20 protein-coding genes are annotated in these 25,977 nt (G+C 42.5%); 2 read left to right on the top strand and 18 right to left on the bottom strand.

Annotated features, from left to right (window positions below):
• Positions 1-72: 72 nt before the first annotated feature.
• The 4 genes from mscS to epd all read right to left on the bottom strand — a co-directional run bounded on the left by mscS (position 73) and on the right by epd (position 4,821).
• On the bottom strand, positions 73-936 hold the full coding sequence (gene mscS, locus L4C54_RS21320) for a small-conductance mechanosensitive channel MscS (RefSeq protein ID WP_428809723.1): 864 nt from the start codon (positions 934-936) through the stop codon (positions 73-75).
• 301 nt (positions 937-1,237) lie between these two features.
• Positions 1,238-2,314: a class II fructose-bisphosphate aldolase gene (gene fbaA / locus L4C54_RS21315; RefSeq protein ID WP_428801227.1), complete on the bottom strand. Its 1,077-nt coding sequence runs from the start codon at positions 2,312-2,314 to the stop codon at positions 1,238-1,240.
• 139 nt (positions 2,315-2,453) lie between these two features.
• Positions 2,454-3,614, bottom strand: coding sequence for a phosphoglycerate kinase (locus tag L4C54_RS21310; protein WP_428801228.1), 1,161 nt, complete (start codon positions 3,612-3,614; stop codon positions 2,454-2,456).
• A gap of 157 nt (positions 3,615-3,771) precedes the next feature.
• Entirely contained in the window at positions 3,772-4,821 is a 1,050-nt protein-coding gene (gene epd / locus L4C54_RS21305; RefSeq protein ID WP_428809722.1) for an erythrose-4-phosphate dehydrogenase, read from the bottom strand.
• Positions 4,822-5,055: 234 nt separating this feature from the next.
• On the opposite strand from epd, the gene L4C54_RS21300 reads away from it, so the two are divergent.
• Entirely contained in the window at positions 5,056-5,316 is a 261-nt protein-coding gene (locus L4C54_RS21300) for a hypothetical protein (RefSeq protein ID WP_428809762.1), read from the top strand.
• 75 nt (positions 5,317-5,391) lie between these two features.
• Here L4C54_RS21300 and rraB read toward each other — a convergent pair whose 3' ends face one another.
• On the bottom strand, positions 5,392-5,814 hold the full coding sequence (gene rraB / locus L4C54_RS21295; RefSeq protein WP_428801231.1) for a ribonuclease E inhibitor RraB: 423 nt from the start codon (positions 5,812-5,814) through the stop codon (positions 5,392-5,394).
• Positions 5,815-6,373: 559 nt separating this feature from the next.
• Between rraB and arcA the strand changes: the two genes are divergently transcribed.
• Entirely contained in the window at positions 6,374-7,612 is a 1,239-nt protein-coding gene (gene arcA / locus L4C54_RS21290) for an arginine deiminase (RefSeq protein ID WP_428809721.1), read from the top strand.
• 111 nt (positions 7,613-7,723) lie between these two features.
• Here the strand turns inward: arcA and tldD are convergent, their stop codons facing one another.
• From tldD to L4C54_RS21225, 13 genes are all read right to left on the bottom strand, one after another.
• Complete coding sequence (gene tldD / locus L4C54_RS21285) at positions 7,724-9,169, bottom strand: metalloprotease TldD (RefSeq protein ID WP_428809720.1); 1,446 nt, start codon at positions 9,167-9,169, stop codon at positions 7,724-7,726.
• Positions 9,170-9,178: 9 nt separating this feature from the next.
• Complete coding sequence (locus L4C54_RS21280) at positions 9,179-10,003, bottom strand: carbon-nitrogen hydrolase family protein (RefSeq protein ID WP_428809719.1); 825 nt, start codon at positions 10,001-10,003, stop codon at positions 9,179-9,181.
• 5 nt (positions 10,004-10,008) lie between these two features.
• Positions 10,009-13,884: a YhdP family protein gene (locus L4C54_RS21275; protein WP_428809718.1), complete on the bottom strand. Its 3,876-nt coding sequence runs from the start codon at positions 13,882-13,884 to the stop codon at positions 10,009-10,011.
• A gap of 10 nt (positions 13,885-13,894) precedes the next feature.
• Entirely contained in the window at positions 13,895-15,364 is a 1,470-nt protein-coding gene (gene rng, locus L4C54_RS21270) for a ribonuclease G (RefSeq protein WP_428801236.1), read from the bottom strand.
• A gap of 21 nt (positions 15,365-15,385) precedes the next feature.
• Positions 15,386-15,994: a Maf family protein gene (locus L4C54_RS21265; RefSeq protein WP_428809717.1), complete on the bottom strand. Its 609-nt coding sequence runs from the start codon at positions 15,992-15,994 to the stop codon at positions 15,386-15,388.
• Positions 15,994-16,482: a rod shape-determining protein MreD gene (gene mreD / locus L4C54_RS21260; protein WP_428801238.1), complete on the bottom strand. Its 489-nt coding sequence runs from the start codon at positions 16,480-16,482 to the stop codon at positions 15,994-15,996. The genes L4C54_RS21265 and mreD overlap by 1 nt, the downstream gene beginning before the upstream one ends.
• A complete protein-coding gene (gene mreC / locus L4C54_RS21255; protein ID WP_428801239.1) occupies positions 16,472-17,359 on the bottom strand; it encodes a rod shape-determining protein MreC in 888 nt (295 codons plus the stop codon). Before mreC ends, mreD begins: the two co-directional genes overlap by 11 nt.
• 95 nt (positions 17,360-17,454) lie before the next feature.
• Complete coding sequence (locus L4C54_RS21250) at positions 17,455-18,498, bottom strand: rod shape-determining protein (protein ID WP_428801240.1); 1,044 nt, start codon at positions 18,496-18,498, stop codon at positions 17,455-17,457.
• Positions 18,499-18,648: 150 nt separating this feature from the next.
• Positions 18,649-23,664: a DUF6701 domain-containing protein gene (locus L4C54_RS21245; protein WP_428809716.1), complete on the bottom strand. Its 5,016-nt coding sequence runs from the start codon at positions 23,662-23,664 to the stop codon at positions 18,649-18,651.
• Positions 23,665-23,671: 7 nt separating this feature from the next.
• Positions 23,672-24,133 (bottom strand): MSHA biogenesis protein MshP, encoded by a 462-nt coding sequence (locus L4C54_RS21240; protein ID WP_428809715.1) that lies wholly within the window; start codon positions 24,131-24,133, stop codon positions 23,672-23,674.
• Positions 24,123-24,815 carry a PilW family protein gene (locus L4C54_RS21235; RefSeq protein WP_428809714.1) on the bottom strand — a complete coding sequence of 231 codons (693 nt, stop codon included), beginning with the start codon at positions 24,813-24,815 and terminating at the stop codon, positions 24,123-24,125. The genes L4C54_RS21240 and L4C54_RS21235 overlap by 11 nt, the downstream gene beginning before the upstream one ends.
• Positions 24,815-25,417, bottom strand: a complete 603-nt coding sequence (locus L4C54_RS21230) for a prepilin-type N-terminal cleavage/methylation domain-containing protein (RefSeq protein ID WP_428809761.1) — start codon at positions 25,415-25,417, stop codon at positions 24,815-24,817. Before L4C54_RS21230 ends, L4C54_RS21235 begins: the two co-directional genes overlap by 1 nt.
• Positions 25,408-25,935: a pilus assembly FimT family protein gene (locus tag L4C54_RS21225; protein WP_428809713.1), complete on the bottom strand. Its 528-nt coding sequence runs from the start codon at positions 25,933-25,935 to the stop codon at positions 25,408-25,410. Before L4C54_RS21225 ends, L4C54_RS21230 begins: the two co-directional genes overlap by 10 nt.
• Between the last annotated feature and the right edge of the window lie 42 nt (positions 25,936-25,977).

Here is a 25,977-nt window from a genome sequence, read left to right as displayed (position 1 = left end):
CCATAGCTGATGTAGCTTTGGCGCCTCTTTTTTTCAAACAACGAATGCTATTTAATAATCGACAGTAATTAGCTAGTCGACTTTATTTAAATGAACATCCATTTGTGGGAATGGAATTTCAATTTCGTTTTCATCCAAAGCAATCTTAATCGCTTGAAGCGTATCGAAATAAACATCCCAATAGTCTGCTGTTTTACACCACGGTCTTACAACGAAGTTAACCGAAGAGTCTGCTAAAGCGCTTACACCAATCTGAATGCCTTTCTCTTTAATAAGGCGAGAATCGGCTTCAAGTGTTTCGCGAATAACCTTTTCAGTCTTTTTAAGGTCTGCGCTGTATGAAACACCAATAACATGGTCAACACGACGAGTATCATGGCGTGAATAGTTGGTAATTGGGCTACCAATAACACCACCGTTTGGTACAACAACCATTTTATTATCTGGTGTTGTTAGAACCGTTTGGAAGATTTGAATGGATTCAACCGAACCTGCAACACCGCCAATCTCAACATAATCACCTGATTTGAATGGACGGAATGCAACGATCAACACGCCAGCTGCAAAGTTTGATAGTGAGCCTTGAAGAGCAAGACCAACAGCAAGACCAGCGGCACCAATCACTGCAACAACAGAAGCAGTTTGAACGCCAAGTCGACCTAGAGCGGCAATCAATACAATAGTGAATAACAGGTATCGAACTAAGCCATGAATAAATTCAACAACAGCTCTATCCATATCCTTTTTCTTCAATACTTTGGCAATACTATTTGCCACAGCTTTAACCGCTATATTACCTATAAATAGAATAATAACAGCAGAAAGGATGTTCACCCCATACTGCAAAAATAACTCAGAATTATTTGTTAACCATGTTTCTGCTTGTGTTAATCCATCAACCAAGGGAGTTTCGAGCCCCAGTGAATCATCTGCCATAACTTAATCCTCTAAAAATACATCTCAATTGTCTAACCAATACATACGCAAGCGTCACTAGAAACATTTAGTTACACCTCGCGTTAATTTTTGGGAACAATATCTTATTTTGGCGACTTGAACGTAAGCGTCGGGTCAATTCTGACCTTGCTTAGTTAAGTTCGCTCCTTTTGATAACAACCTGTTACAGGTTACTCACAATTGTAATGTTTCGCTAGGGTTAATAACGTCTTAGAAATGAATTTTAGGCATAAAAAAACCCGCTAAAAGCGGGTTTTTAAAACAGTTACCGAAGTCTAAATTATAGAACGTCGATAGCGTTTAGGTCAGCAAAAGCTTTCTCTAGGCGAGTAACCATTGAAGCTTGACCTGCACGTAGCCATACGCGTGGATCGTAGTACTTCTTGTTTGGCGCAGAATCGCCAGTTGGGTTACCAATTTGACCTTGTAGGAAGTCAAAGTTTTCAGCAGAGTAAGTACGGATACCGTCCCATGTAGCCCATTGTGTATCAGTATCGATGTTCATTTTGATAACACCGTAGCCGATTGACTCTTGGATTTCTGCTTCAGAAGAACCAGAACCGCCGTGGAATACGAAGTTTAGAGCGTCAGGTGCAATACCGAACTTCTCTGCACAGTAAGCTTGAGAGTCACGTAGAATAGTTGGAGTAAGAACTACGTTACCTGCTTGGTAAACACCGTGTACGTTGCCGAAAGAAGCAGCGATAGTGAAACGTGGGCTAACAGCGTTTAGGATTTCGTAAGCGTAAGCAACATCTTCAGGAGAAGTGTATAGCTCAGATGCGTCCATATCCGTGTTATCAACACCGTCTTCTTCGCCACCAGTACAACCTAGTTCGATTTCTAGAGTCATACCCATTTTAGCCATGCGAGCTAGGTATTTAGCACATGTTTCGATGTTCTCTTCTAGAGTCTCTTCAGAAAGATCGATCATGTGAGAAGAGAATAGAGGCTTACCAGTTTCAGCGAAGAACTCTTCACCAGCGTCTAGAAGACCGTCGATCCAAGGAAGAAGTTTCTTAGCAGCGTGGTCAGTATGTAGAATTACTGGAACACCGTAAGAAGCAGCAACAGCGTGTACGTATTTTGCACCAGCTACAGCACCAAGGATTTGTGCACCTTGACCTTCAAGTTTAACGCCTTTACCAGCGAAGAAACCAGCACCGCCGTTAGAGAACTGAACAACAACAGGAGCTTTAACTTTAGAAGCTGCTTCTAGAACACCGTTGATTGAATCAGTATTTACTACGTTTACTGCAGGAAGAGCAAATTTGTTTTCTTTTGCTACTTCAAATACTTTCTGTACGTCATCGCCAGAAATTACACCAGGTTTTACAAAATCGAAGATCTTAGACATGGAAAAAGTCCTATTTATTCTATCGTTTTAAGATTAAAAAACTAAAGTTTAAAAACTTGCAAACGTTTGCTCACAACGCGCGCATTGTATCAAACAAACATTAAAAAAGCGGAAATATTATTCCCGCTTTCAAAATTTATTACTTAGCACGCTCTTCTAGCATAGCTACAGCAGGGAGTACTTTACCTTCAACAAATTCAAGGAAAGCGCCGCCGCCAGTAGAGATGTAAGAAACGTCAGCTTTGATACCGAACTTGTCGATAGCTGCTAGCGTATCGCCACCGCCTGCTACAGAGAAACCTGCAGAGTCAGCGATTGCTTTAGAAATACCTGCAGTGCCTGCTTCGAAGTTCTTGAATTCGAATACACCAACTGGGCCATTCCAAAGAATCGTTTTTGCGTTGCTGATGATGTCAGCAAGTACAGCAGTTGAATCAGGACCAAGATCGAAGATCATGTCGTCATCTTGTACGTCTGCAACGTTCTTGATTTCAGCTTCTGCGTTTTCATCAAATGCTTTTGCACATGCAACGTCAGTAGCAACAGGAATAGCACACTCTTTCATTAGCTTTTTAGCTGTATCAACTAGGTCTGCTTCGTATAAAGACTTACCTACGTTGTGGCCTTCAGCTGCGATGAACGTGTTTGCGATACCACCGCCAACAACAAGTTGGTCAGCGATTTTAGAAAGAGACTCAAGAACAGTCAGCTTAGTTGATACTTTAGAACCACCAACGATAGCAACTAGTGGACGCGCTGGGTTATCCATCGCTTTACCAAGAGCTTCAAGTTCAGCCGCTAGTAGAGGACCAGCACATGCGATTGGTGCATTAGTACCAACACCGTGAGTCGATGCTTGTGCACGGTGAGCCGTACCAAATGCGTCCATTACGAAGATGTCACAAAGTGCAGCGTACTTCTTAGAAAGCGCTTCTTCGTTCTTCTTTTCGCCTTTGTTAAAGCGAACGTTTTCAAGAACCACAAGCTCACCAGCGTTTAGCTCTAGGCCATCTAGGTAATCTTTAGCTAGTTTAACGTCGCAATCTAGTGCGTCATTTAAGTAGTTAACAACAGGAGCTAGAGAGAACTCTTCGTTGTATTCGCCTTCAGTAGGACGACCTAGGTGAGAAGTAACCATTACTTTAGCGCCAGCTTCTAGGCAACGCTTGATTGTTGGTAGTGATGCAAGGATACGTGCATCTGAAGTTACTTTACCGTCTTTTACTGGCACGTTAAGGTCAGCACGGATGAAAATGCGTTTACCTGCAAGTTCCAGGTCAGTCATCTTGATTACAGACATGTTTGTCCTCTCAAATTATTTAATAAATAAAGTTTTTGGAAACCCGGCAACCCTGCCGAGCCTAATAATTCTTCAAACTGGTTACTTATATGGAGATACTTCACATTTATTTCAAGTCTCGAAATAAACATTTCTCCACGGCATCCTTTCCATTCTATTAATCGAACTTGGATGCTTGCATTGCGAGCGCGGTATCCAGCATACGGTTCGCAAAGCCCCATTCGTTGTCACACCAAACTAGCATCTTAACGAGATGCCCATTGCTTACTCGTGTTTGTGAACCATCGACAATCGCGCTATGAGGATCGTGATTAAAGTCGATAGAAACGAGCGGCGCTTCAGTATAGTCAACAATGCCATCTAATGTACACTGAGATGCCTCTAAAATGGTTTGATTTACGTCATTAACTTTCACATTTGTATTAATTGTGACACTTAAATCCATTGCAGTAACGTTTACTGTCGGAACCCTTACAGAAATGGCTTCAAACTTGTTAGAAAATTTCGGAAAAATACGTTCAATACCTTTATGAAGTTTGGTATCGACTGGAATGATAGATTGGCTGGCTGAACGAGTACGACGAAGATCGCTATGATAGGCATCGATCACCTGCTGATCATTCATCGACGAATGTATCGTTGTGATCGTGCCAGACTCGATTCCAAAGTGCTCATCAAGCACCTTAATAATCGGCACAATGCAGTTAGTCGTACACGATCCGTTCGAGACAATGCGATCGCTCTGTTTTAGCGTATCGTGGTTCACACCGTAAATGATTGTATTATCAAGATCATTATCGCCAGGGTGCGAGAATAGAACCTTCTTAGCACCCGCTGTAATATGCGCCTCACCATCGGCGCGACAGCCATAAACACCGGTACAATCGAGAACAAGATCAACGTCGAGATCTCGCCAAGGCAACAGATCGATTTCAGCTAAATGAAGAATTCGGATGGTATCAAAGCTATCTTTGTTATCAGAAGCCTTATCACTATGATGCACGTAGATGTGCTCTTGATCATTAGTGATTTTTTTCCCAAATCGACCATGGCTTGTATCATATTGCAGTAGATGGGCCATAGCATCTGGCTGGGCAAGCTCATTGACAGCAACAATCTTAATCTGATGATCTTTATGACTTTCATACAATGCACGAAGAATATTGCGACCGATACGGCCAAATCCATTGATCGCTACTTTTAACATAATTCCATTGCCCTACTTCATTCGATTCATTGTCATTAATTCTGTGGCACAAATATTACCTGATAGTGGTGAAAAGCGCATCAATCAAGTGATCTACGTCGATAAATACCTTTAACCTATTGAAATGACGCATTTACATAACGCATAGTAATTAATGTGAGCCGCGATTTACCTGAGTCACATTTTCTTTGGCTGTTTCTAACCTACTTTATCAACCAAGGGAAAGGCTATTACATGACAAGTAAACGTAATTTTTTAAAAGACGGGTTTCTGGCAACTCACTTTTGTAAACAGTGCAATCAAGAAACAGAGCACAGTGAAGTTCTTGTTCGTAAACCAAGCAAGTACGATACACACACATCACTGTTTAGCAGGTTCATGCTTTTTATAACTGAATTCATTAATGGTGGGCATTACTACAACATGGAGCGTTATGTGACATGTAAAACGTGTGGTCGTCGAGAGCTCGACAATAAAGGGGATGAATTTGAGTGATTATTGATAGCATTAAAAAACCGAGCTAATCGCTCGGTTTTATTTTTTGCTCAAGACTTTTTATTTTTCGTCTTTCTATTTTTCGTCTTCTTCGCTTTCATCTTCTTCTTCAACTAGAGCATCTTCACCTTCATAGTAAGTGCCCCACCCGTCATAGATAATATCGAATTTCTCAGCAAGGTTTATCAGCTTCTCAACTTGTGCATCAATCGCTTCAGCGTTTAATACCGACTCCATCGAAGCGTCACAACAAAGCAGTTTATTGCCGTCTTCGTCTTCGGTTTCTTCAGCTTCAAGAACTTCAAAGCCCAACTTAAACGCTTCTACTGCCGCTTTTTCTAACGTTGCAAAATCTTCAGCAAATAAATGGTGTTCAATTTCATACAGCGAATCCGGTTCACTACCATCTTCCAGCAAAGCTTGAATGATATCGCGAGTCTCTTCTTTTTGAATCTCAATTAAGTCTTCTACTGATACATAGTCATCTGCGTTAGACATAGTTTGTGCTCCAGATCGTGTTCATAAATTCAAAATTATTTGCGACGAAATATCGCATGGATCGCTTAGAAATGCCACTAACAAAGCGATCCTGATAGGATCTTTATCCTTTATCGATGGATTATCGATACAAATACGCTTTAAGTTACAATTTTCTAACAATCGCCACTGAAATGTAAAATTCAGAGTTTTATCTCACAGCCTGATTCTTCACGACTAATTCAAAAGTGCGTGAATATGGTCAAACCTTGAATATCTTTATTCATCTTAATATGAATAAAGATTTAAACATCACGTTAGTTTTGGCAGAAGATGAATATCTATTCGCCATAGTCTTGGTTTCTTTCTTCTATAATTAAAAGACAAAACGCATAGGCAAGCACTGAACCATGATATGTTCCACACCTCACCTTTAGAGTTAACATCTACAAGACACACAAAATATAGAGGTAATAACTCAAATATTAATCAACACCAGTCATTACCATTGCAATTGCCACTTGCATCTTTACATCAAGCTTGTCATAAATACTGGCTGGAATATTAGTAAGGATACGAAATGAGTAAGTTGTACGTTGGATCTGAAGTCGGTCAGTTAAGACGAGTACTATTAAATCGACCTGAGCGCGCGCTCACTCACCTAACCCCATCAAATTGCCATGATCTGCTTTTTGATGATGTATTGGCTGTCGAAGCGGCGGGTGAAGAGCATGATGCTTTTGCTAGGACCTTAACTAACCAAGGCGTTGAAGTACTATTACTCCATGACTTGTTGGTCGATACACTAGCCATTGAAGAAGCGAAGCTGTGGCTTCTAAATACTCAAATTTCAGATTTTCGCTACGGCCCTATCTTTGCAAAAGATCTGCGCAACTACCTCTCTCAAATGACCAATGATCACCTAGCAACCGTGCTACTCGGTGGTTTGGCTTACTCAGAGCTTAAAATTAAATCTTCATCGATGCTGCCTAAAATGCATCGTCCTCTAGATTTTGTCATTGAACCGCTACCGAATCATCTATTTACCCGTGATACCTCTTGCTGGGTTTACGGCGGAGTTTCTCTTAATCCAATGATGAAAGCCGCTCGTCAACGAGAAACCAATCACTTGCGTGCTATCTATCGATGGCATCCAGTGTTTGCAGGTCAAGACTTTATTCAATATTTCGGTAATGAAGATCTTCATTATGATAATGCCAATATCGAAGGCGGTGACGTACTGGTTATTGGTAATGATGCGGTACTGATTGGTATATCTGAACGGACCACGCCTCAAGGTGTTGAAAACTTTGCAGCCAACCTATTTAAACATGGGCAAGCTAAGGAAGTGATCGCCGTCGATCTACCAAAACATCGCTCTTGTATGCACCTCGATACGGTCATGACTCACATGGACATTGATACTTTCTCTGTCTATCCAGAAATCATGCGCAAAGATCTCGATACTTGGCGATTAACACCAAAAGGCAGTGATGACCCTGCATCAACCGACGAAATGAAAGTTGAGAAGGTGCCAAGTTACATTCACGCGATCGAAAATGCGCTGGGATTGGACTATCTAAAAATCATTACGACCGGTGGTGATAGCTATGAAGCGGAACGTGAACAGTGGAACGATGCTAATAATGTTCTAACTGTCAAACCGGGCGTTGTTATTGGTTATGAACGTAACGTTTATACCAATGAGAAATACGATAAAGCCGGGATTGAAGTCTTAACCATTCCAGGTAACGAGCTTGGACGCGGTCGTGGTGGCGCTCGTTGTATGAGTTGCCCAATTGAGCGAGATGGGATTTAACTGAAATTAGCCTAGTTTTCTAAACGGGCTTTATATAACTCCTAACAAAAAAGCAGCGGAAGGTCGTCCCGCTGCTTTTTTAATGTCTGAACGTTAGTGTTCGAGCTATTGTTACTCAGTACCACCAACCGTTAACATATCTAATTTCAATGTTGGCTGACCAACACCTACTGGCACGCTTTGGCCTGCTTTACCACAAACGCCAACACCGCGATCCAAACTCAGATCATTACCAACCATCGACACTTGCTGCATGGCTTCAATACCAGATCCAATCAAGGTGGCCCCTTTAACTGGGTGAGTGATCTTCCCATCTTCAATCATGTACGCTTCAGACGCAGAGAACACAAATTTACCTGAGGTGATATCAACCTGACCACCACCAAAGTTTGGCGCGTACAAGCCGCGTTTAACCGTTGAGATGATCTCTTCCGGTGTGTGCTCACCTGGCAACATGTAAGTATTTGTCATGCGGGGCATTGGTAGATGCGCATAAGACTCACGACGACCGTTACCCGTTGGTGCAACTCCCATTAATCGAGCGTTGAGTTTATCTTGCATGTAACCTTTCAACTCACCCTTTTCAATCAAAGTGTTGTATTGACCACTGATACCTTCATCATCGACGTTCAGCGATCCACGAAGATCTTTTAATGTCCCGTCATCCACAATCGTACAGTGCTTAGAAGTCACCATTTCTCCGATCTTACCAGAAAATACAGATGACTCTTTACGGTTAAAATCACCTTCTAAACCATGACCCACCGCTTCATGAAGTAGTACGCCCGGCCACCCAGAACCTAGCACAACTGGCATTGCTCCAGCAGGGGCTGCAACAGCTTCTAAGTTAACTAATGCTTGGCGAATCGCTTCATCGGCAAATTGATACGCGACTTGTGAGCCTTCTTGATCGGTAAGGAAGAAATCATACCCAAAACGGCCACCGCCACCTGAACTTCCTCGTTCACGACGATCGCCTCTTTCAGCAAGGACACTAATAGACAAACGCACTAACGGGCGAATATCACCTGCGTAGGTACCATCGGTAGCAGCAACTAACATGTTTTCATGTACGCCGCTTAGACTAATTGATACTTCTTGGATCAGAGGCTCTTTGGTTCTGATGTACGCATCTAACTCTTTTAATAGCTCAGTCTTTTGCTGTTTCTTCCAACTCTCTAACGGATTAACCGCAGAATAATAGGCTTGATTATCATGACGGCTAAACGCCTGCACTTTTGCATTCTGCCCTTTTTGAGCAATACCACGTGCTGCTACTGCACTTTGTGTTAGGCCATCAAGGTGAATTTGGTCTGAATAAGCGAATCCAGTTTTTTCACCCGCAACGGCACGAACACCCACACCACAGTCAATATTGAATGAGCCGTCTTTAATGATGCTGTCTTCAAGTACCAATGACTCATGCCAGCTAGATTGAAAGTAGATATCGGCATAATCAATCTGGCGAGTGGCAATGCTGGCTAATGTGTCTGAAATATCTTGCTGCGTTAGACCGGTTGGCGATAACAATGCATCTTCGATTCGGTTTAGGCTCATAATCTACTCTTAATTATTTTTAAATTGGTTTTCAAACCGAGTGTGCGACGCCACTGGCATGGTATTTCGAATTTCGGCAACCTGTTGTAAGTTAATCTCTACGATACCGTTACTAGGTTTGCTATCGAGGCTAAGTACGACTTCACCCCAAGGGCTTATTACCATCGAATGACCCCAAGTCTCACGCCCACATGGGTGTCGGCCAACTTGATTGACCGCCACGACCCAAGACTGAGTTTCAATCGCTCTAGATTTTAATAAGGTTTCCCAATGTGCCTTCCCTGTTACCGCAGTAAACGCGGCTGGCACTAACAGTATCTGCGCCCCTTTTTTGACAAGCTCAGAATACAGGTGAGGAAAGCGCACATCATAACAGATTGAGAGGCCAAGTTTTCCAAAAGGCGTATCCGTTACCACAACATTAGAACCCGCTGAGAAGGTTTCTGACTCTCGGTAACGCTGATGGGTATCTTCCACATCAACATCGAACATATGTAGCTTGTCATAGTGGGCGATGATCTCCCCTTCACTATTGATCACTAAGCAAGTTGTACTGACATCTCCAGCTGCGGTTCGAATTGGCATACTCCCCACAACCAGCCATACCGAATACTGCTTGGCGATAGCGCTTAGCTGATACTGAATGGGTCCATCATCTAATGGTTCAGCATGTTTATGGTAGTCTTTACGATGGCCAAATATGAGTGCGTTTTCGGGTGTTACAATCCACGTTGCACCTTGATAAACAAGGCTAGCGACTTCCTGTTTAATGTACGCCAAATTCTGTAAAGGATCTGGCGTGGATGTCATTTGAATAATACCAACACGTTCCATGTGCTCTACTCCGCTTGTGCCTCTTCGATAAGCTTCTCAGGCAGCTTAAACTCACCTTTACTTCTAGACAATTCATTCACACTTGGTGAGTCTAGTGGTCCTTTGACTTCATAATTGACCTGAGTAAACACCTCTACGACGGGGGCAATCACCGTCGTAATAGCCAATACGTAGATGGCTGTTTGTGGTGTAACGGCAAAGGCTGTTAAAACAGGGATCCCAGAGGTAATATCAGGAACAAAATTCACTTCTGCATCAACTGTTCTATCATTGAGATTCGCCATCCCTTTGATGTTCATCTCTCCAGCAACCGCGTCCATCTGAATATCATTGGTCACGAAGATGCCATCACGCACCTCGCCTGTCCCTTTGATAGAGTTAAACGCCATTCCCTTGTCAAATACGTCGGTAAAATCGAGCTGCATCTTACGAATGATTGAATCTAAGCTAAATAGACCTAATAAACGAGCCGCACCACTGACATCTGAAACGATGCCTTTACCAAGCTTACTGTTAACTTTGCCTTCCAAGGTATTCACTTGCATTGACCAAGGTGCACCATCCCACTTCATCTGAGCGGAAAGATCAAAAGGGGCACGCTGAATACCAGAGCTAATACCAAATCGCTCCATCAGGTCACTGTTGTTTTCACCACTCAGTTCCATATTGTATTCGGTGAAGCTTTTATCTTCAGTCAACGTCCATGCGCCATTGATCGTGACGCTATTTGAGCCACTAGTAATAGAAATATCCTTCCACTCTAGCTTGTCGCCTTGTCGGACAAGATCAACGTTCACTTTACCAACCTTGTAACCTTGCAACCAAAAATCATCAATCGCTAACGTTAAGTTTGGCATCGACTGATGAAAAGCGCGATCAAAGCTTGAAATTAGCTCAGTCGGTTTCGAATCAACCGTTAATAGTGAAGCGTCTTCGTCCATTTCATCTAACGCAGGCACATAAATGTGTAGCCGGTCTAGCGATACGGCAAGATCATAAGGTTCGATGTAACTCGCTTCCCCGCTGACCTCTTGGCTTTCAAGATCAAAGTACCAGCCGAGGGTCTTTCTACGCGCGGAAAAGTCTACATCGTGCCATTCAATGCCTGCTAGCGTCAGATCTGCCACGTCAATATTGACACGTTGGGGCATTGGGATCGTCGGGGTGTTAAGCTCATCGAGTACCGCTTTCTGCTCTGGTACTGGCCGGTTTGAAATCTCAAGCCACTTATCTAGATTGAACTTACTAGTTCGGATCTGAGCATGATGACCAACAACTGGGCTGATTTTAAAGCTGCCATTGCCAACCACTAAATTGGTTGCCGTGATCACGGGCGTCTCTGGCCTAATATCTATTTCAGCTTGGTATTTCGCTCTTGGCAATAATAGACGTGCACTGATTGACTCTTGGTTACCTGAAGCTTGTAATCGAGCCTCACCTTTTGTTTTCAGTGGTTTCTTCAGTGGATATGGGTAATCGCTTTGGATCATTTTCATATCAGCCGTGAGATCGACCTGATAAGTAAACCCAACATCATTTAGCTGAATATTGATGTCTGACTGCCAAGGCGCATGACCTGATAGATCTTGCGTCCAACGCTCACCGATATAAGGTGTTAGTGGTTTGATATCCCAATCACCTAACAAGTCGATACCGACAGCGTAACCAGACCCTGAGTTTTCACCTGAGAAGTCGAGCGATATTGGTTGCTTTAAAAGATCCGCGGATAAGCCGGCGGCTTTGACCACATCATTATCAAATTCAATTCGACCCGACACTTTTTCAAGCGTCATAGGCGGCGCATCAATCTCTACGTGGTTATCGACTAAATCAGCATAGCCCCAAGCTCTTGCTTCTTCACCATCATGAAATGGAATGTAAAGCTGAAACTCTGACTCAACTTCACCATCAATCTGAATCGCTGTCAGCGCAGCCCCCACAGAATCAACCAAGGGTGAAGATGTCATGTAATCTCGAACCGCATTACCTTGACCAAGCGCAGTTGCTTCAATTTCAATATGCCCGTTACCAGCAAGTTCAGGGATTCGGCCAGTAATACGTTTACCTTCAACATCCATTAAGGTTGCGTCACGAGAATCTAGATGCATCGCATCGTTTTCGAACAACAAATCAAGCTGTAGATCGGTGATCGGTGGCCACGCCGTATCAAAGCTGAACTTGGCTTCTCTTAAGCCAACTAACGCTTGGAACATGCCGTTATTATCATGATAAGGGAAGTTACCTAATTCGCCATACCACAGCAATTTTGAAGTACTGACCTTACCTGCTTGGATGGCTGTAGATAAGTAATCAGTGAGGCTTTGGCCTAGAGCTAACGTCGGCAAGTATCGCCATGTTTGGCTAGCGTTATAGAGATCCGCTTCTGCATAAAATGAGAGAAACGGACTTTTACCCTCAGGGAAGTCTAATCGAAAGGCACCAAGCACTTGCAAATCAGGCGTTGCAGCAGTGACCTTATCAGCCCACAGAGACCAACCGTCTGAGTTATTCTGCCAAACAATTTCGACCTGACCTTGTCTAATATTAAGTGGCGCTTGGAAAACATCGCCATACGGCAAAATGTCATCAATAAGGGAGACCGATGCTTTCGCTTGCTCTGTATTACCTGAAACAGAGATTGATGCGTGATGAACCTCTGGCAGTAATTCCCACTGCGCCATTCCGGCATAGTTAAGATCAGCTGAGTATCGAAGAGATTCAATGCCACTTCCCATCGAGACTCGCACATCTTCAAGTTGGCCTGTAAAGTCAAACTCTTCAATAATCTTTACTGTCTCGTCAGAATCAGGAACTAAGCGTACCAACGGACGTAGTGCCTCTAAATCAAGTTGAGACATATTTAAGCGCCACTGATCTGGCTGCCAGTCAAAGGCGACATCTAATTCAGGCCATTCACTCTCATCGGTTCTTAATCTAAGTGAGTGACCATTCACTACCCAACCTTGCTCACTTGGAAGTAGCTTCACAATACCCGATTCCAGCATCAGTACGTGTTGTTTACTATCACTCCAGACAAGCTCTGATGGATTAATATCAACATAGGCATCAATTGGGCGGCTGCGTTCTAACGTTAACCAACTACTAAAGCTAACTAACCCTTTTTCGATGCCTGTTTGTTGTTGTAAATTACTGGTAATCCAAGGCGTAATTAATATGCTTTCAGCTTCAACGTAGAACTGACCAGAAACATCTCTCAATGAGCCAAAATCATGAAAGTTAGCGCTCACTTTCAAAGAGTTCAACGATGTGTCTGCTATGCTGATGGTCCCTTCTGCTTTATGCAAGCTACCTTGGTTTAACCAGCGCAGATTTTCGATATCAAGTTGACGAGTACCACCATCTACAGACTTATACGTAACCTGAGAATTGGTCATTGAAAAGTCATCAAGCTGACGTAGAAGAAGTCTGTCTAATTTAGATATAAACGAGCTATCGTGATCGGGCACATCCTCACTAGGCTCTTGGTCAGATTCAAAGACATCAACCGACCGCATATCTAACTTAAACCCATCAAGAGTTAGATCCGTGACAATAGGTTGAAGTTGAAGTAACGACTGAATTAAATCAAATTCGACTTCTAATGTCTGGGCTGAAAGGTGAATATCCGAATTATCAGGAAGGTCAGCGGTCATGCCTTTAAGGGCAATAGAAGGGTGAGTATTGCGCCAAAAACCCTTCACACTGTCGATATTAAATTCAATTCCGGCACTGGTACTGACCCAGGTTTGAATTTCATCTTGGAAGTGATTTAATTTGGGCAACGCAATACGCAAGCTCGTCACCAAAATTGCCAATGAGACAAGTATGGTGAGGAGCAAGAAGAGCAAAAACCGTAAAAGGTGAACTAAAGCTGAATTCACAAAAAGCCCATTACATCATAACAACGTCAAACTGCTCTTGAACATATAAAGGCTCGACTTGAATCCGAACCTCTTTACCTATAAAGACTTCTAGCTCCGCCATAGCATGAGACTCATCATCTTCTAATGACTCAGCGACGGCTGGTGAAGCGTAAACCACAAATTTATCAGCATCGTACGCTCTGTTTACACGAGTAATTTCACGCAAAATTTCAAAACAGACTGTCGCAACAGTTTTAACGCTACCGCGACCTTCACACGCTGGGCAACTAGCACATAAAATATGCTCAATGCTTTCGCGAGTACGTTTGCGCGTCATTTCAATCAGACCAAGCTGAGTAAAACCATTAATATTGGTTTTCACGCGGTCTTTACTCAACGCACCTTCAAGAGAGTTAACGACTCGCTTACGGTGATCATCAGATAACATGTCGATGAAATCTATGATGATAATACCGCCAAGGTTTCTTAATCTAAGTTGACGAGCAATCGCTTGAGTCGCTTCAATATTGGTATTGAATATCGTCTCTTCTAAATTTCTGCGCCCAACAAAAGCACCGGTGTTGATATCAACAGTCGTCATCGCTTCTGTTTGATCGATAATAAGGTAGCCACCTGATTTCAATTCGACTTTTCGATCAAGCGATCGTTGAATCTCATTTTCAGTGTCGTACATATCAAAAATTGGCTTATCGCCTTCGTACAACTCGACTTTATCGGTTAACTCAGGGACATATTCACTGGTGAACTCAAGTAGGTTTTCATACTCAAGGCGAGAATCGACCATGATGTTATCAAGCTCAGTACCAACAAAATCACGAATGATTCGCTGCGCCAAACCGAGTTCACCATAAAGAGTGCTGCGCGTTTTGTACTTTGCTCGGCGCTCTGAAATCTTTGACCAAAGACGTTTTAAAAATGCGGCATCTTGAGAAAGTTCTTTCTCATCAGCACCTTCAGCGGCAGTACGGATAATAAAGCCACCATGTTCATCACAGTATTCTGAAACGACTTTCTTTAAGCGGTTACGCTCTTTTTCACTTTCAATACGCTGTGAAACACCCACATGGCTTGCTCCCGGCATAAAAACGAGATAACGCGATGGCAAAGTAATATCGGTAGTAAGGCGAGCACCTTTCGTGCCCAGTGGATCTTTAACCACTTGTACAACAATGTCTTGCCCTTGACGAACAAGCTCTGAGATGTCGCGAACTTGGAACTGTTTCTTCTCATTTTCAGCCACACACTCAGTGTGAGGAACAATATCTGAAGCATGTAGGAAGGCTGCTTTATCTAAGCCAATATCAATGAACGCGGCTTGCATGCCGGGCAGAACTCGGCTTACTTTACCTTTATAGATATTACCAACAATGCCTCGTTTGGCTTCACGTTCTATGTGGATTTCTTGTAGGATTCCACCTTCAATCATTGCTACACGCGTTTCACTTGGCGTGATATTTAACAGTAACTCTGCACTCATGAGCGCACCTCAAAATTATAATTATAAAAATTCGCGCAGCAATTGGTCGGTTTCATAAAGCGGTAATCCAACTACGGCAAAGTAGCTACCTTCGATTCGAGTAACAAATCGACCGCCTAGCCCTTGAATACCATAGCTTCCTGCTTTATCGCATGGTTCACCGGTTTGCCAATATTGTTCTATTTCATTTTCAGACAACGGTTTAAACCATACATTCGTCGATACAACGACTGAGTGATGCTTTTGATTCGATATAACAGTCACAGCAGTTAAAACTTGGTGGCAGCCATTAGACAGCTGCTTTAACATTGCTTTTGATTCAGCAAGGTCGTTTGGCTTTTCGAGTACATTGTCACCGCATACAACGATGGTATCGGAGCCAAGTACCACTATATTATCTGAGCCAAGTTCAACTATATTATTTTGCTCGCTTAAGTGCTTCTCATAACTAAAAAGCCCTGCTTTGGCCTTATCAAATGAGAGCCGCTTAACATATTGCTCTGGTGTTTCCTTTGCTAAGCGAGATTCCTCTACGTCGGTCACCAGAACCTGAAACTCATAACCAAGCTGCGCAAGTAATTCTTTACGCCTTGGTGAGCCTGACGCTAAGACTAATGTTGTTGATTGCATTATTTTATTTGCCAATGTCGTCTCACTCGACGCATTAAAAGGAACATCCAAGGCCATAAAATACAGTTTATCAAACCACTCCAAAGTGAGAGTGGATTAAACGTAATGTCTTGAATTAAAAACTCACCAAAAAATATCAGCCCCTCAAGCCCTATAGATAATAGAGCAATAATGATCGCTTGCTGCCATAACGCCATGTTTCTTAGTACTAGGAAATTAATAGCAACGATATAAACGATAATGGATAACATCATTCCTCGGATGCCAAGTGTGGAGCCTAATAATAGATCCCACAGCAAACCTAGCACTAATGCAGTACCCACGTTTACACGATGCGGCAACGCTAATACCCAATAACAGATCACTAGCAATAACCATGCAGGCCTAACGAGGTCAAGCATGCCCGGCCATGGGATAGTTTGTAAAATAAGAGCAATTAGAAATGAAGTGACAATCACCAATCGACTTGAGAGTGCTCTATTGGTCATTGTTGTTCTCCTCTTCCATAACTTCAGGCTCGGCTTGCATCGCTTTTTCTACTCTCGACTCATTAGGCCAAATCAGCAGCAAATATCTCAAGCGATCAAATTCTACGACCAGTTCGGCACTGATAGCAGCAAATTCACGCTGAGTATCTCGATCGACACTGGAAACATGCGCTACTGGATAACCTTCAGGATAAACACCACCAAGGCCAGAAGTGACAAGTAAATCGCCTTCTAAGATATCGGTACTGGTCGGAATATGTTCAAGTTGAATTTGGTCAATATCACCAGATCCAGACGCAATGACTCGAATATCGTTACGTATTACCTGAACAGGAATAGCACTGTTACTATCGGTTAGCAGTAAAACACGGCTGTTATGCGCAGCAACAAACGTCACCTGACCAACAATACCATGTTCATTGGTGACTGGCTGACCAACGTAAACACCATCGATGCGGCCTTTATCAATCACCACTTGACGACGATAAGGCGTGGTATCTACCGCCATAACTTCTGTGACCACTTTGCGTTCATCTCGAACGAAAGAGGAGTCTAAAAGCTTGCGTAATCTATTATTTTCTTCTTTATATTGGTCGAGCAGCAGTAAGTCACTTTTAAGTTTGAGCACTTCACGCTTGAGTACTCTGCTTGAATCAAGCAACTTAGTGCGAGTATTGAAGTTATCGTAAAAACCATCAAACATAAGGCGTGGCATATCCGCCGCATACTGAATCGGAGCTACTAAGCTATTTAAAAAATATCGGACGCTTGAAAATGCACCTAAACGACTATCAGCCAGCATAAGGCTGGCTGATAAAGTAACCGCTAAAAATAGGCGAAATTGAAGTGAAGGCCCTCTGCCAAAAATCGGCTTCATGATATAGAGATCCTAATTTTCGCTTTATTGACCTTAACGCTGTATATCAACGAATTTTATTTCGAAGTTAGACACGCCAAGGTCGAATAAACTTATTACTCTTCGCTAAATAGATCGCCACCGTGCATGTCGATCATCTCTAGAGCTTTACCGCCACCAAGAGCAACACAAGTCAATGGGTTTTCAGCAACAACAACAGGGATCCCTGTTTCTTCAGTCAATAAACGGTCGATATCTTTAAGCAGTGCACCACCACCTGTTAATACCATACCGTTTTCTGAAATATCAGAAGCAAGCTCTGGTGGACACTGTTCTAGTGCAACCATTACTGCTGAAACGATACCCGTTAGAGGCTCTTGTAGTGCTTCTAAAATCTCGTTTGAGTTTAGGCTAAAGCTACGAGGCACACCTTCAGCAAGGTTGCGACCACGAACTTCAATCTCTTCTACTTCATCACCAGGATAAGCAGAACCGATCTCATGTTTGATTTTCTCAGCCGTTGCTTCACCAATTAAGCTGCCGTAATTGCGACGAACGTAGTTAATGATCGCTTCATCAAAGCGGTCACCACCAATACGCACTGATGAAGAGTAAACAACACCATTTAGTGAGATAACAGCAACTTCTGTTGTACCACCACCGATATCAACAACCATTGAACCTGTTGGCTCAGAAACGCGAAGGCCTGCACCAATTGCAGCAGCCATCGGCTCATCAATTAGATACACTTCTCGCGCACCAGCACCGAGTGCCGATTCACGAATTGCACGGCGCTCAACTTGAGTCGAACCACAAGGTACGCAAACCAAAACGCGAGGGCTTGGTTTAAGCACACTGTTGTCGTGAACTTGCTTAATGAAGTGCTGTAACATTTTTTCAGTTACATAGAAGTCAGCAATAACGCCATCTTTCATAGGGCGAATCGCTGAAATGTTACCAGGCGTACGACCTAGCATTTGCTTTGCGGCATGACCGACTGCTGCAACACTTTTTCCTGAGCGTGCGCGGTCTTGACGGATAGCAACAACAGAAGGCTCGTCTAGAACGATCCCTTGTCCTTTTACATATATAAGAGTGTTGGCTGTACCTAAATCGATGGATAGGTCGTTAGAAAACATGCCACGAAGTTTTTTAAACATATTCTTCGTTCGTCCTGCAAGAATTAGAAGATAAAAATTGCACTAAATGTACCAATGCCTTGCCACATCGGCAAGGCATTGAAGTATAAACATGGACCAAAATCCGCTATTTCTAACAGTTTCCTTACTTAACGCATGAAATCATGATAATTACTGACCTGTTAAACCCGTTTCACCTCGATAAATGACTCGATCGTTACCACGATGAATTCCAAATGTTACGACGGTTGATGGATCTTCGTCGCCACACTCTTCATTATTATCTTCCCCACAAGTTTTACCTCGCCAATCAAATTGCAACCAAGGCGTATCCAATGAGCTTAAACAAACACTAGCTTCTACACCATAGGGAGCACTATCGCCAATTCTCATCCATAACCGAATTTGCTCACGCAAAGCAGGATCTGTCTGTGATGAAATAGGAGTTGCCGATATGCTACTACTTTCCCCAAAGTTTACAGTTTCCCATGTTGAACTGTTTTCTGAACCAGTTAGAGTAGAATCTGATGTCGTACTTTCAGATTGCCATATAGTCTGCTTACAAACATAACTATTAACTGTCGCTAATTCGCTTCCAGAGTCTTCCAAATTAGTAATAAACCTACTACCTTGCCAATATTCAGTACGAACAGGAATAGTAATATTTGTATTCGATGTTCCTCCTACATCACTCATAACTAAGCGCCCATACCTAAACTCCGGTTGATTGAAGAATTCACTCCCTATATCAAGGACCGTATCACTTCCATCTGCCTCCAATTCCAGATCCAATCTAGAGAAATCAACCCCATCAACTTTATCGTATACCCTTAAACCAAACCCAGAAACAAATGGGCCATCTTCCGTTGTTAGCATCACAGAGTCACTGTTTGGAACTAGCTGCTTTATAAATGTGAAGTCATTTTGAGTTATATTTAGCTGAGCACCAGACCAATGACTTCCTTCCCATAACATCGTGACGTAATTTTCAACCCTATCCTCTAATTCTTTAGATGACCCATTTACTGCCAGAAACTTAACCCCAACGATGTAGTCCTCGTCAAATAAGCCATAATTATCGGTCGTACAATCACCAGCTTCGCAATCAGTGGAGTTACGAGCTTCTACAACAATACTATGCGCGATCGGTTGGTTCATGTATGCAAAGCCATCATGGTTGTTCACATAACTCCAAGCATTACTATAGAGCACTAAATGGGCCGGATAAAAACGACCGATGTTTCGATAGCCTTGATTAATATCCATGCCTAGATAGGTAGCTTGAGTATCGACGAGCAAGCGGATACTACCAACTTCATCCCAGTTTAAATTGGCAAAATCATAATAATCACGGCCAGTGGAATTACTGTCATGATTCACACCAGGGTCAGGTAGACCCGATAACGTTCCGTTGTTTCCAGCATTAGGCGTATCTAGTTCATTAGTCATAACAATGATGGCGCTAGGTGCGTCCGATACAAAGAAGTTTTGGGTAACAGTTGCCCCACAGTATGTCGATGTATCAATATCGTCTGTCGTGCTGCCATTGGTTTGCCACACGATAGGCTTAACCATCGTTGAAAAAGCCGTCCCCGCCGCTTGATAGCCAACACCACCAGAAGAGTTACCACTGACATCGTCTTCAGAACAAATAGCGAACGTCCAAGGTCTTGCTTGAACTGTTTGCTTACCGCTAAATGTTTTACAGATTGGATCACCATTTTCATCATCAATGCATTGCTCGCCAGTAAGTGTATAAGAAACCTCTCCAGCTTCTGGGTAAATAAGCTCAGACGATGCAACAACCTCGCTATTCATCAACGAAAAATCTGCGGTGAAGTTAACCGTTCCACTCGCAGGTGTATCAACCCAATCATTAATGCCCTTATCAAATAGTGAAATAGCAGCACTATTAATTGGGGTGCTAGGAGTAACATAACTCACAGAGGATAATTTGAGTGTTTTAGCTCCAACGTAATTAGGAGAGCTTATTGCACTACCTTCTGAGCTACATTCCATAGGGCGAATCTCAAAGGTTTGTGACTTACCAGCGATAACTTGCAACGGATCCGCAGAGAGTTCATATAAATAGGGAACGAATTCGTAGCTGCCACTGTCGTCATAAGTCACACTATCAATTTCAGTGCTTACCATCGCCGTAACATTACTGACTTGTTCATAAGTTAAGTCAAACTCGGCAACACCAGAACTAGCAGTCTTCGTTTCCAAATTTGAGCCATTAACAGACAGGGTAATATCACCGCTGTAAGAGGTATGCACTACATCATCTTTATAAACAGTGGCCGTCAATGGAATATCATCACAGGTGAGAGCGATATCAACAGAAGGAGTGAGTACAATTTCGTATGTGGAAGAAGGCGGAGGAGTTAAACATGCCCCTTCACCGATAATCTTAGAACCAGCAACATGAAAAACTAAATTATTAGATGTAATCGCCCCTCGAATAATACTTAAATTAGTAAACTCAACTTCGTCCGCTAAGATTTGGGCAATAATATCATTGCCGTCTTGCGTCCTAAATGTAAGATCAGCATCGGGACCATAAAAAATCAGATCTCGAGTTCCATCAACGTCATAAAAAGGAACGGCATTCGATTGAGAGTAACTATCTTCAATATTAATAACTACGCCGGTTTCTGAGGATAAAGAAGATCCAGAGCCGCTATAGTTAAACTCTCCAAATGTATAACTTGAATTTGCTTGAAAGTAATTGAGAACCGCTCCATCAGATATATACTCTTCAATGCTTATTCCATAACTACCAGAAGTAGACTCAAATACTGTTTTTATACTTTGGCCTGAAGCACTCACAGTTAACTCTTTCAAAGACTCTTTTATTGTTAATACTCTTTGCCCGTCAACCGTTGACGTCTCACACTCAGATAAACTAGAACACACAGTTTCAAAGTTCCAATTATCCACAGTAAGAACTCGAGTTCCCCAAGTTGGAGATAAATCTATTGGAGTATCAGCTAAAGGTGGGGTAGCTCCTGTTTTTAAAACACAATTAACTGTTCCGGTACTGGTAATACAGCTATCTACCAATCGAGATTCATTCTCATTATTATCAGTTTCCTCAAATGCAATGATAAGATCATTATCGGACAAGTAAGCATCCTCGTAAGATTCAGACCAGCCCTCGATTGTGATATTAGAACTTAATAAATTTATCTCTCCATCAGCTTCCCAACTCTGCGCTGGCTCTGGAAAATACACACAAAGGTCGGTTTCAAGCTCCATACTTTCAAAAGCAAAATAGCCAATCTCTTCAGGTACATGAGTTCTATCATCAGAATCTTCATCGATCACAACGCTAAATTTATCGCCATCAATACGACAACGCCTTGCCCAACCGCCATCACTTCCCGGTCGCCTCTGTTTTTTCGCTACAACACCATCTACGCTATCAAGATCCGTCTCTTCAAACTCGTCACACCCACCTTCTAAGGGACCAGAAATACCTTGTCTGGACTTAAAGTAACCTTTGCTAAATTCAACTTCATAGCCTTGAACTTCTAGATCGTCTTCTTCATTTGTAGCTAAAAAAGCGATTCTCTCACTCTCATAGTCACCACTTCCTGTATGTGAAAGCTCCAAATAGAGTCGAACCTGCTGATCCTTAGTGCTATTGGATAAAACTTTACCCGATGTTTGCCACTGAGAACCATTATTTCTAGTTTGAATTTGGTGGAGAACTACAGGATCATCAAAGTCGGTTTGTCGACCAAAGTCAGAATAGTCAACAATAGCTATACCATCACTATGTGTTGCCGACTTAGTTATGTCAGTATCAACATAACCCGCAATCACTTCGTGACCATCAAAGTCAGCCACACCAGGCTCAATAATAAGGTAACTGATGTCTGTCATAGCGATATCATTAGGGTATTCAGAGAGGTTAACTGTCGCTTTGTTAATGACTACTGAGCTTGAGTCGGAGGTAAGTGCGGAGGTAATGACTAATGTTGCTGGCTTATCTAAGTCTGGATCAACCGTATCCACAGTAGGCATAACGAATACTAATGGAGCAAAATCGTATTCTTTTGTGAAGTCAATGGTACACGGCATCGATGAACACTGCTTAGTACCAAATTCATATTGAGCGTCGTTTGAGTAAGTAGGAGGCGTCACATCTTCTGCTACACAGTCGAATTCATCAACCCCATCACCGACACCAACAATGTTACCGTTTTTAATTGCGGTATTAGACTGTTCGATAAACTCCCAATTACTAGACCCTGCATCGCGTCGATAGTAATAACTCATATCGTTATTAGCATCATGATCAAAGCGCAGTTCGTAAGAAGAGCCCGTCGTTAACCCCTGTTCGTTAAAAATGAATTCAGGATCTGCGTTCGGATTTTGGGTATACCAAAGTGTTTCATAGCGTTGGTTGCCACCTGAGTTAGTAAAGTAAAACTCTTGGTAAGAGCTACTTCCTGTGACTGTCATTGTTGCGACAAAATCTTTGTTGCCTTGAACCCCACAACTATTTGAAGGAAGTGAGTCGGGAAGCTCCCCTACGAGCTGAGCGTTGTCATAAATTTTTAGAGTATTAGTTGTCACTGTACCAATGAGAGTGACATTTTCTGCAATTTCCAAAAAGCCTTTGCTAAAAAAGTGCCCTTTGAAGCTACTATTCCCTTTCAAACTCACAGTTTCACTTGTTCTTGCAACAACAACCAAAGTTGCACCGTTATTGGCAACAATCTTTCCACTTGATTGCACTGTCATTTTATCTACATAGAGGGTGACATCTCCGTTGATGGTCAATGTACTTCCATCTAATTTAACTTCCTCGCCCGTTGCATCATAAATTCCGGCAGATAACGTTTTACTGCCATCTATTGTTATTTCTTGAGCACCATTAGGGACAGACCAATTTGGTTGATCAATCATGAGACTGTTAACTCCAACACAGTCTCCACTACTACAAGTATCAGTGTCATCCCCATCATTAGTAATCTTGTTATTTTTATAGCCAAGCTGATTTCCATTAAGTGCATTTAGAATCGGCTTACTGGACAGCAATTCTGCCGTTGCGCTATTACTCCATGTCTGAGCAGCTGTTTTGGGTAGCTCATCAACGGGGAAATAAGCTGCTGTAGCTGTAAATGATAAGCCGAATGTAATCATTGCTATTGTTCTAAGGAATAATATTTTCATAAGTCCACTACTCCTTAACCCAGACTTCTTGCGTTCTCTGAACATAGTTAATACCCGTTCCACAAATGGCCGAGCTTTCAACTTTATAAAACCTTACGCCATCAAGCTCCCCAATGAAGCCGCATGTTGATTCGATTGTTGAACAGTTCTTATGTTGAGAAGCTAATTGCTGCAATGCACTCTCTACACTTTCCCATCGAGCGGGTTCATCAATGCATGTATCAGCCACAACCTCAGAGACTGAATTAAGTGGGTACATATGGGTTAATACCAACTCATTTGCTGAATGCGAGAGTAACCATGCTTGTGTACCCAATGCATCACGTGTGAGTGCGTCGCTGTTTGACCATTCCATTCGTGTTAATGCGGTCCCTAAAAAACCCATCACGACCAATACAAATATGGCAATAATATATACCGTTCCCGACTGTTTACGTCGTCCATTAAGTAATCCACTTCTACGGGACATTCAGCACCTGTATATCTTGTTGGAAACTCGTTTCTTCATCATCATTTGTAAAGGTAACGTCTATATGTACAACACCACCACGCTGTAGGGTTGGCGCGTCGTAACTGATGCCTCCTCCGGTTACGCTATCGGCAACTTGAGTCGTATTTCTAACAATCGCCTCACTTGAAAAGTTTAAACAATAAGTAACGAGGTCTTTATAAATATAGTGTCGATTTGCAATAGATTCACTAGCAAGAGGCTGGTCTAAAGTAATTGTGGTACTGGCACCCGATAGCGTTATAGCGATATTACTGTCTGTAAAGTCACTCTGTTGACTTGGATTGATAATCATAAACAGATCATCATAAGTTGCCGGAGGGTTATCATTACCTACTAAAAAAGAGAGGCTTAGGTTGTCGGCCGATGATACCGAGTAAAAACCTGAATAAAGAATAGGGTAAAAGGAGACGCAGATATCTGTTGTTCCCGAAACTTCAATACTATTAGGCACCGAGTGGCGTATTTCTCGTGATATTTTCTCTAGAATAAACCTTGCTTGGGTCTGTAACCGCTGCCTATCTACGGTATCACTGTAGCCTTTCATGCCAAGCTCTAGAAACCCTGCAATACCCAGAACCAAGATCCCACCAATAATGATGGTCATAACCATTTCAATTAAAGTGAAGCCATTACGTTTCATCAGTAATTACCTCGGTAGCCAATGAAACTGTAATCGCCCCACCGGCCTGCTTGTATCGATAGCGTTATTTTTTTCATTGTGGTGATTGTGGCTACTTCATCATAAGAGCTAGGGTCGACATAAGTTACTGCCACAATAACAATAAAGTTTTTATATTGGTCTGAAGAGTCATTACCAAGGATATCGGTTAGGTCATATTCTGGTGTTGCGCCCGAACAGTCTGAGCTATTTGTACCTTTCCAGCAGCCTAAATAATCATCTACATCGTTAAAGCTCTCTGGGTCACTTTCCCCTGTATCTGCACCAAAATCTACAGTGTTAGTACAACTGTTTGTTGGATTATCAACATGAGGTACTAAAGCAGGCTCTCCACAACGTACATTCCCCCCATCAAAATCACTCCAATGATCAAATCCACGCGCTAAAATCTGACTCAACATACTTTGCCCTAAAGTAACTGCACGTGTTTGATATTGAGATGCGGCCGAACGCTCTATTTGCGGGTAGAGAAAACTGGTAAGTGTCACCATGGCAAAGCCCATTATGATGATCGCGATTATGCTCTCTATGAGGGTAAAGCCTTTAACTTGCCTCATAAGCAGGTACCGCCATACACATACCCTTGAGAGTTAATGCATACATTCGCTTCACTTTGCCCAGCGGTAATTGTTATATCAACACCACCACTCACGACTTCTAATGGGTTACCTAGCAAATCAAAAGTAATGTTAGATATGACAGGTACGGTGCTAAAAGAGACTTGATCAACGGCAACAACATCACTGCGAGAGCTTGAGTCGCTCTCACTACAACCACTCGAACTGCCAATACAACTTGAGGTAGCAGTAATTCGGCTTCGCAGACAAAGCTCTCTTAATTCGGAATTCGCAGGGGTAAGGTCTTCACAGTAGTTATAAAGGTCGGGAATATTGGTTTGAATACGATTTACTTGAACTTGGCGGATCACAGAGATGATTTGTTCTTGAGCGGTAAAAGCAGAAAAGCTAGAGACTCCTAGATATCGACTGCCCGCATACACAGAGACGATTGCAATCAATAAGATAACAACAATAAGCTCAACTAATGTAAAACCTTGCTGCTTTGAGCTATCTTCACCCATGAATCACCTAAGCAATGACAATAAACACATATAAACTAAGTA

The sequence above is a fragment of the Vibrio lamellibrachiae genome (assembly GCF_050337265.1).
Taxonomy (GTDB): Bacteria; Pseudomonadota; Gammaproteobacteria; order Enterobacterales; family Vibrionaceae; genus Vibrio; species Vibrio kyushuensis.
Note: the sequence above shows the minus strand (reverse complement) of the source record. Positions and strands in the feature narration are given on the sequence as shown.

Coding starts and splice junctions, on each gene's coding strand:
- fbaA (WP_428801227.1), bottom strand. CDS start 2,314: ATGTCTAAGATCTTCGATTTTGTAAAACCTGGTGTAATTTCTGGCGAT.
- L4C54_RS21310 (WP_428801228.1), bottom strand. CDS start 3,614: ATGTCTGTAATCAAGATGACTGACCTGGAACTTGCAGGTAAACGCATT.
- mreD (WP_428801238.1), bottom strand. CDS start 16,482: ATGACCAATAGAGCACTCTCAAGTCGATTGGTGATTGTCACTTCATTT.
- L4C54_RS21300 (WP_428809762.1), top strand. CDS start 5,056: ATGACAAGTAAACGTAATTTTTTAAAAGACGGGTTTCTGGCAACTCAC.
- rraB (WP_428801231.1), bottom strand. CDS start 5,814: ATGTCTAACGCAGATGACTATGTATCAGTAGAAGACTTAATTGAGATT.
- arcA (WP_428809721.1), top strand. CDS start 6,374: ATGAGTAAGTTGTACGTTGGATCTGAAGTCGGTCAGTTAAGACGAGTA.
- L4C54_RS21235 (WP_428809714.1), bottom strand. CDS start 24,815: ATGAAACGTAATGGCTTCACTTTAATTGAAATGGTTATGACCATCATT.
- L4C54_RS21240 (WP_428809715.1), bottom strand. CDS start 24,133: ATGTCCCGTAGAAGTGGATTACTTAATGGACGACGTAAACAGTCGGGA.
- epd (WP_428809722.1), bottom strand. CDS start 4,821: ATGTTAAAAGTAGCGATCAATGGATTTGGCCGTATCGGTCGCAATATT.
- tldD (WP_428809720.1), bottom strand. CDS start 9,169: ATGAGCCTAAACCGAATCGAAGATGCATTGTTATCGCCAACCGGTCTA.
- L4C54_RS21225 (WP_428809713.1), bottom strand. CDS start 25,935: ATGGGTGAAGATAGCTCAAAGCAGCAAGGTTTTACATTAGTTGAGCTT.
- mreC (WP_428801239.1), bottom strand. CDS start 17,359: ATGAAGCCGATTTTTGGCAGAGGGCCTTCACTTCAATTTCGCCTATTT.
- L4C54_RS21265 (WP_428809717.1), bottom strand. CDS start 15,994: ATGCAATCAACAACATTAGTCTTAGCGTCAGGCTCACCAAGGCGTAAA.
- mscS (WP_428809723.1), bottom strand. CDS start 936: ATGGCAGATGATTCACTGGGGCTCGAAACTCCCTTGGTTGATGGATTA.
- L4C54_RS21245 (WP_428809716.1), bottom strand. CDS start 23,664: ATGAAAATATTATTCCTTAGAACAATAGCAATGATTACATTCGGCTTA.
- L4C54_RS21280 (WP_428809719.1), bottom strand. CDS start 10,003: ATGGAACGTGTTGGTATTATTCAAATGACATCCACGCCAGATCCTTTA.
- L4C54_RS21250 (WP_428801240.1), bottom strand. CDS start 18,498: ATGTTTAAAAAACTTCGTGGCATGTTTTCTAACGACCTATCCATCGAT.
- rng (WP_428801236.1), bottom strand. CDS start 15,364: ATGAGTGCAGAGTTACTGTTAAATATCACGCCAAGTGAAACGCGTGTA.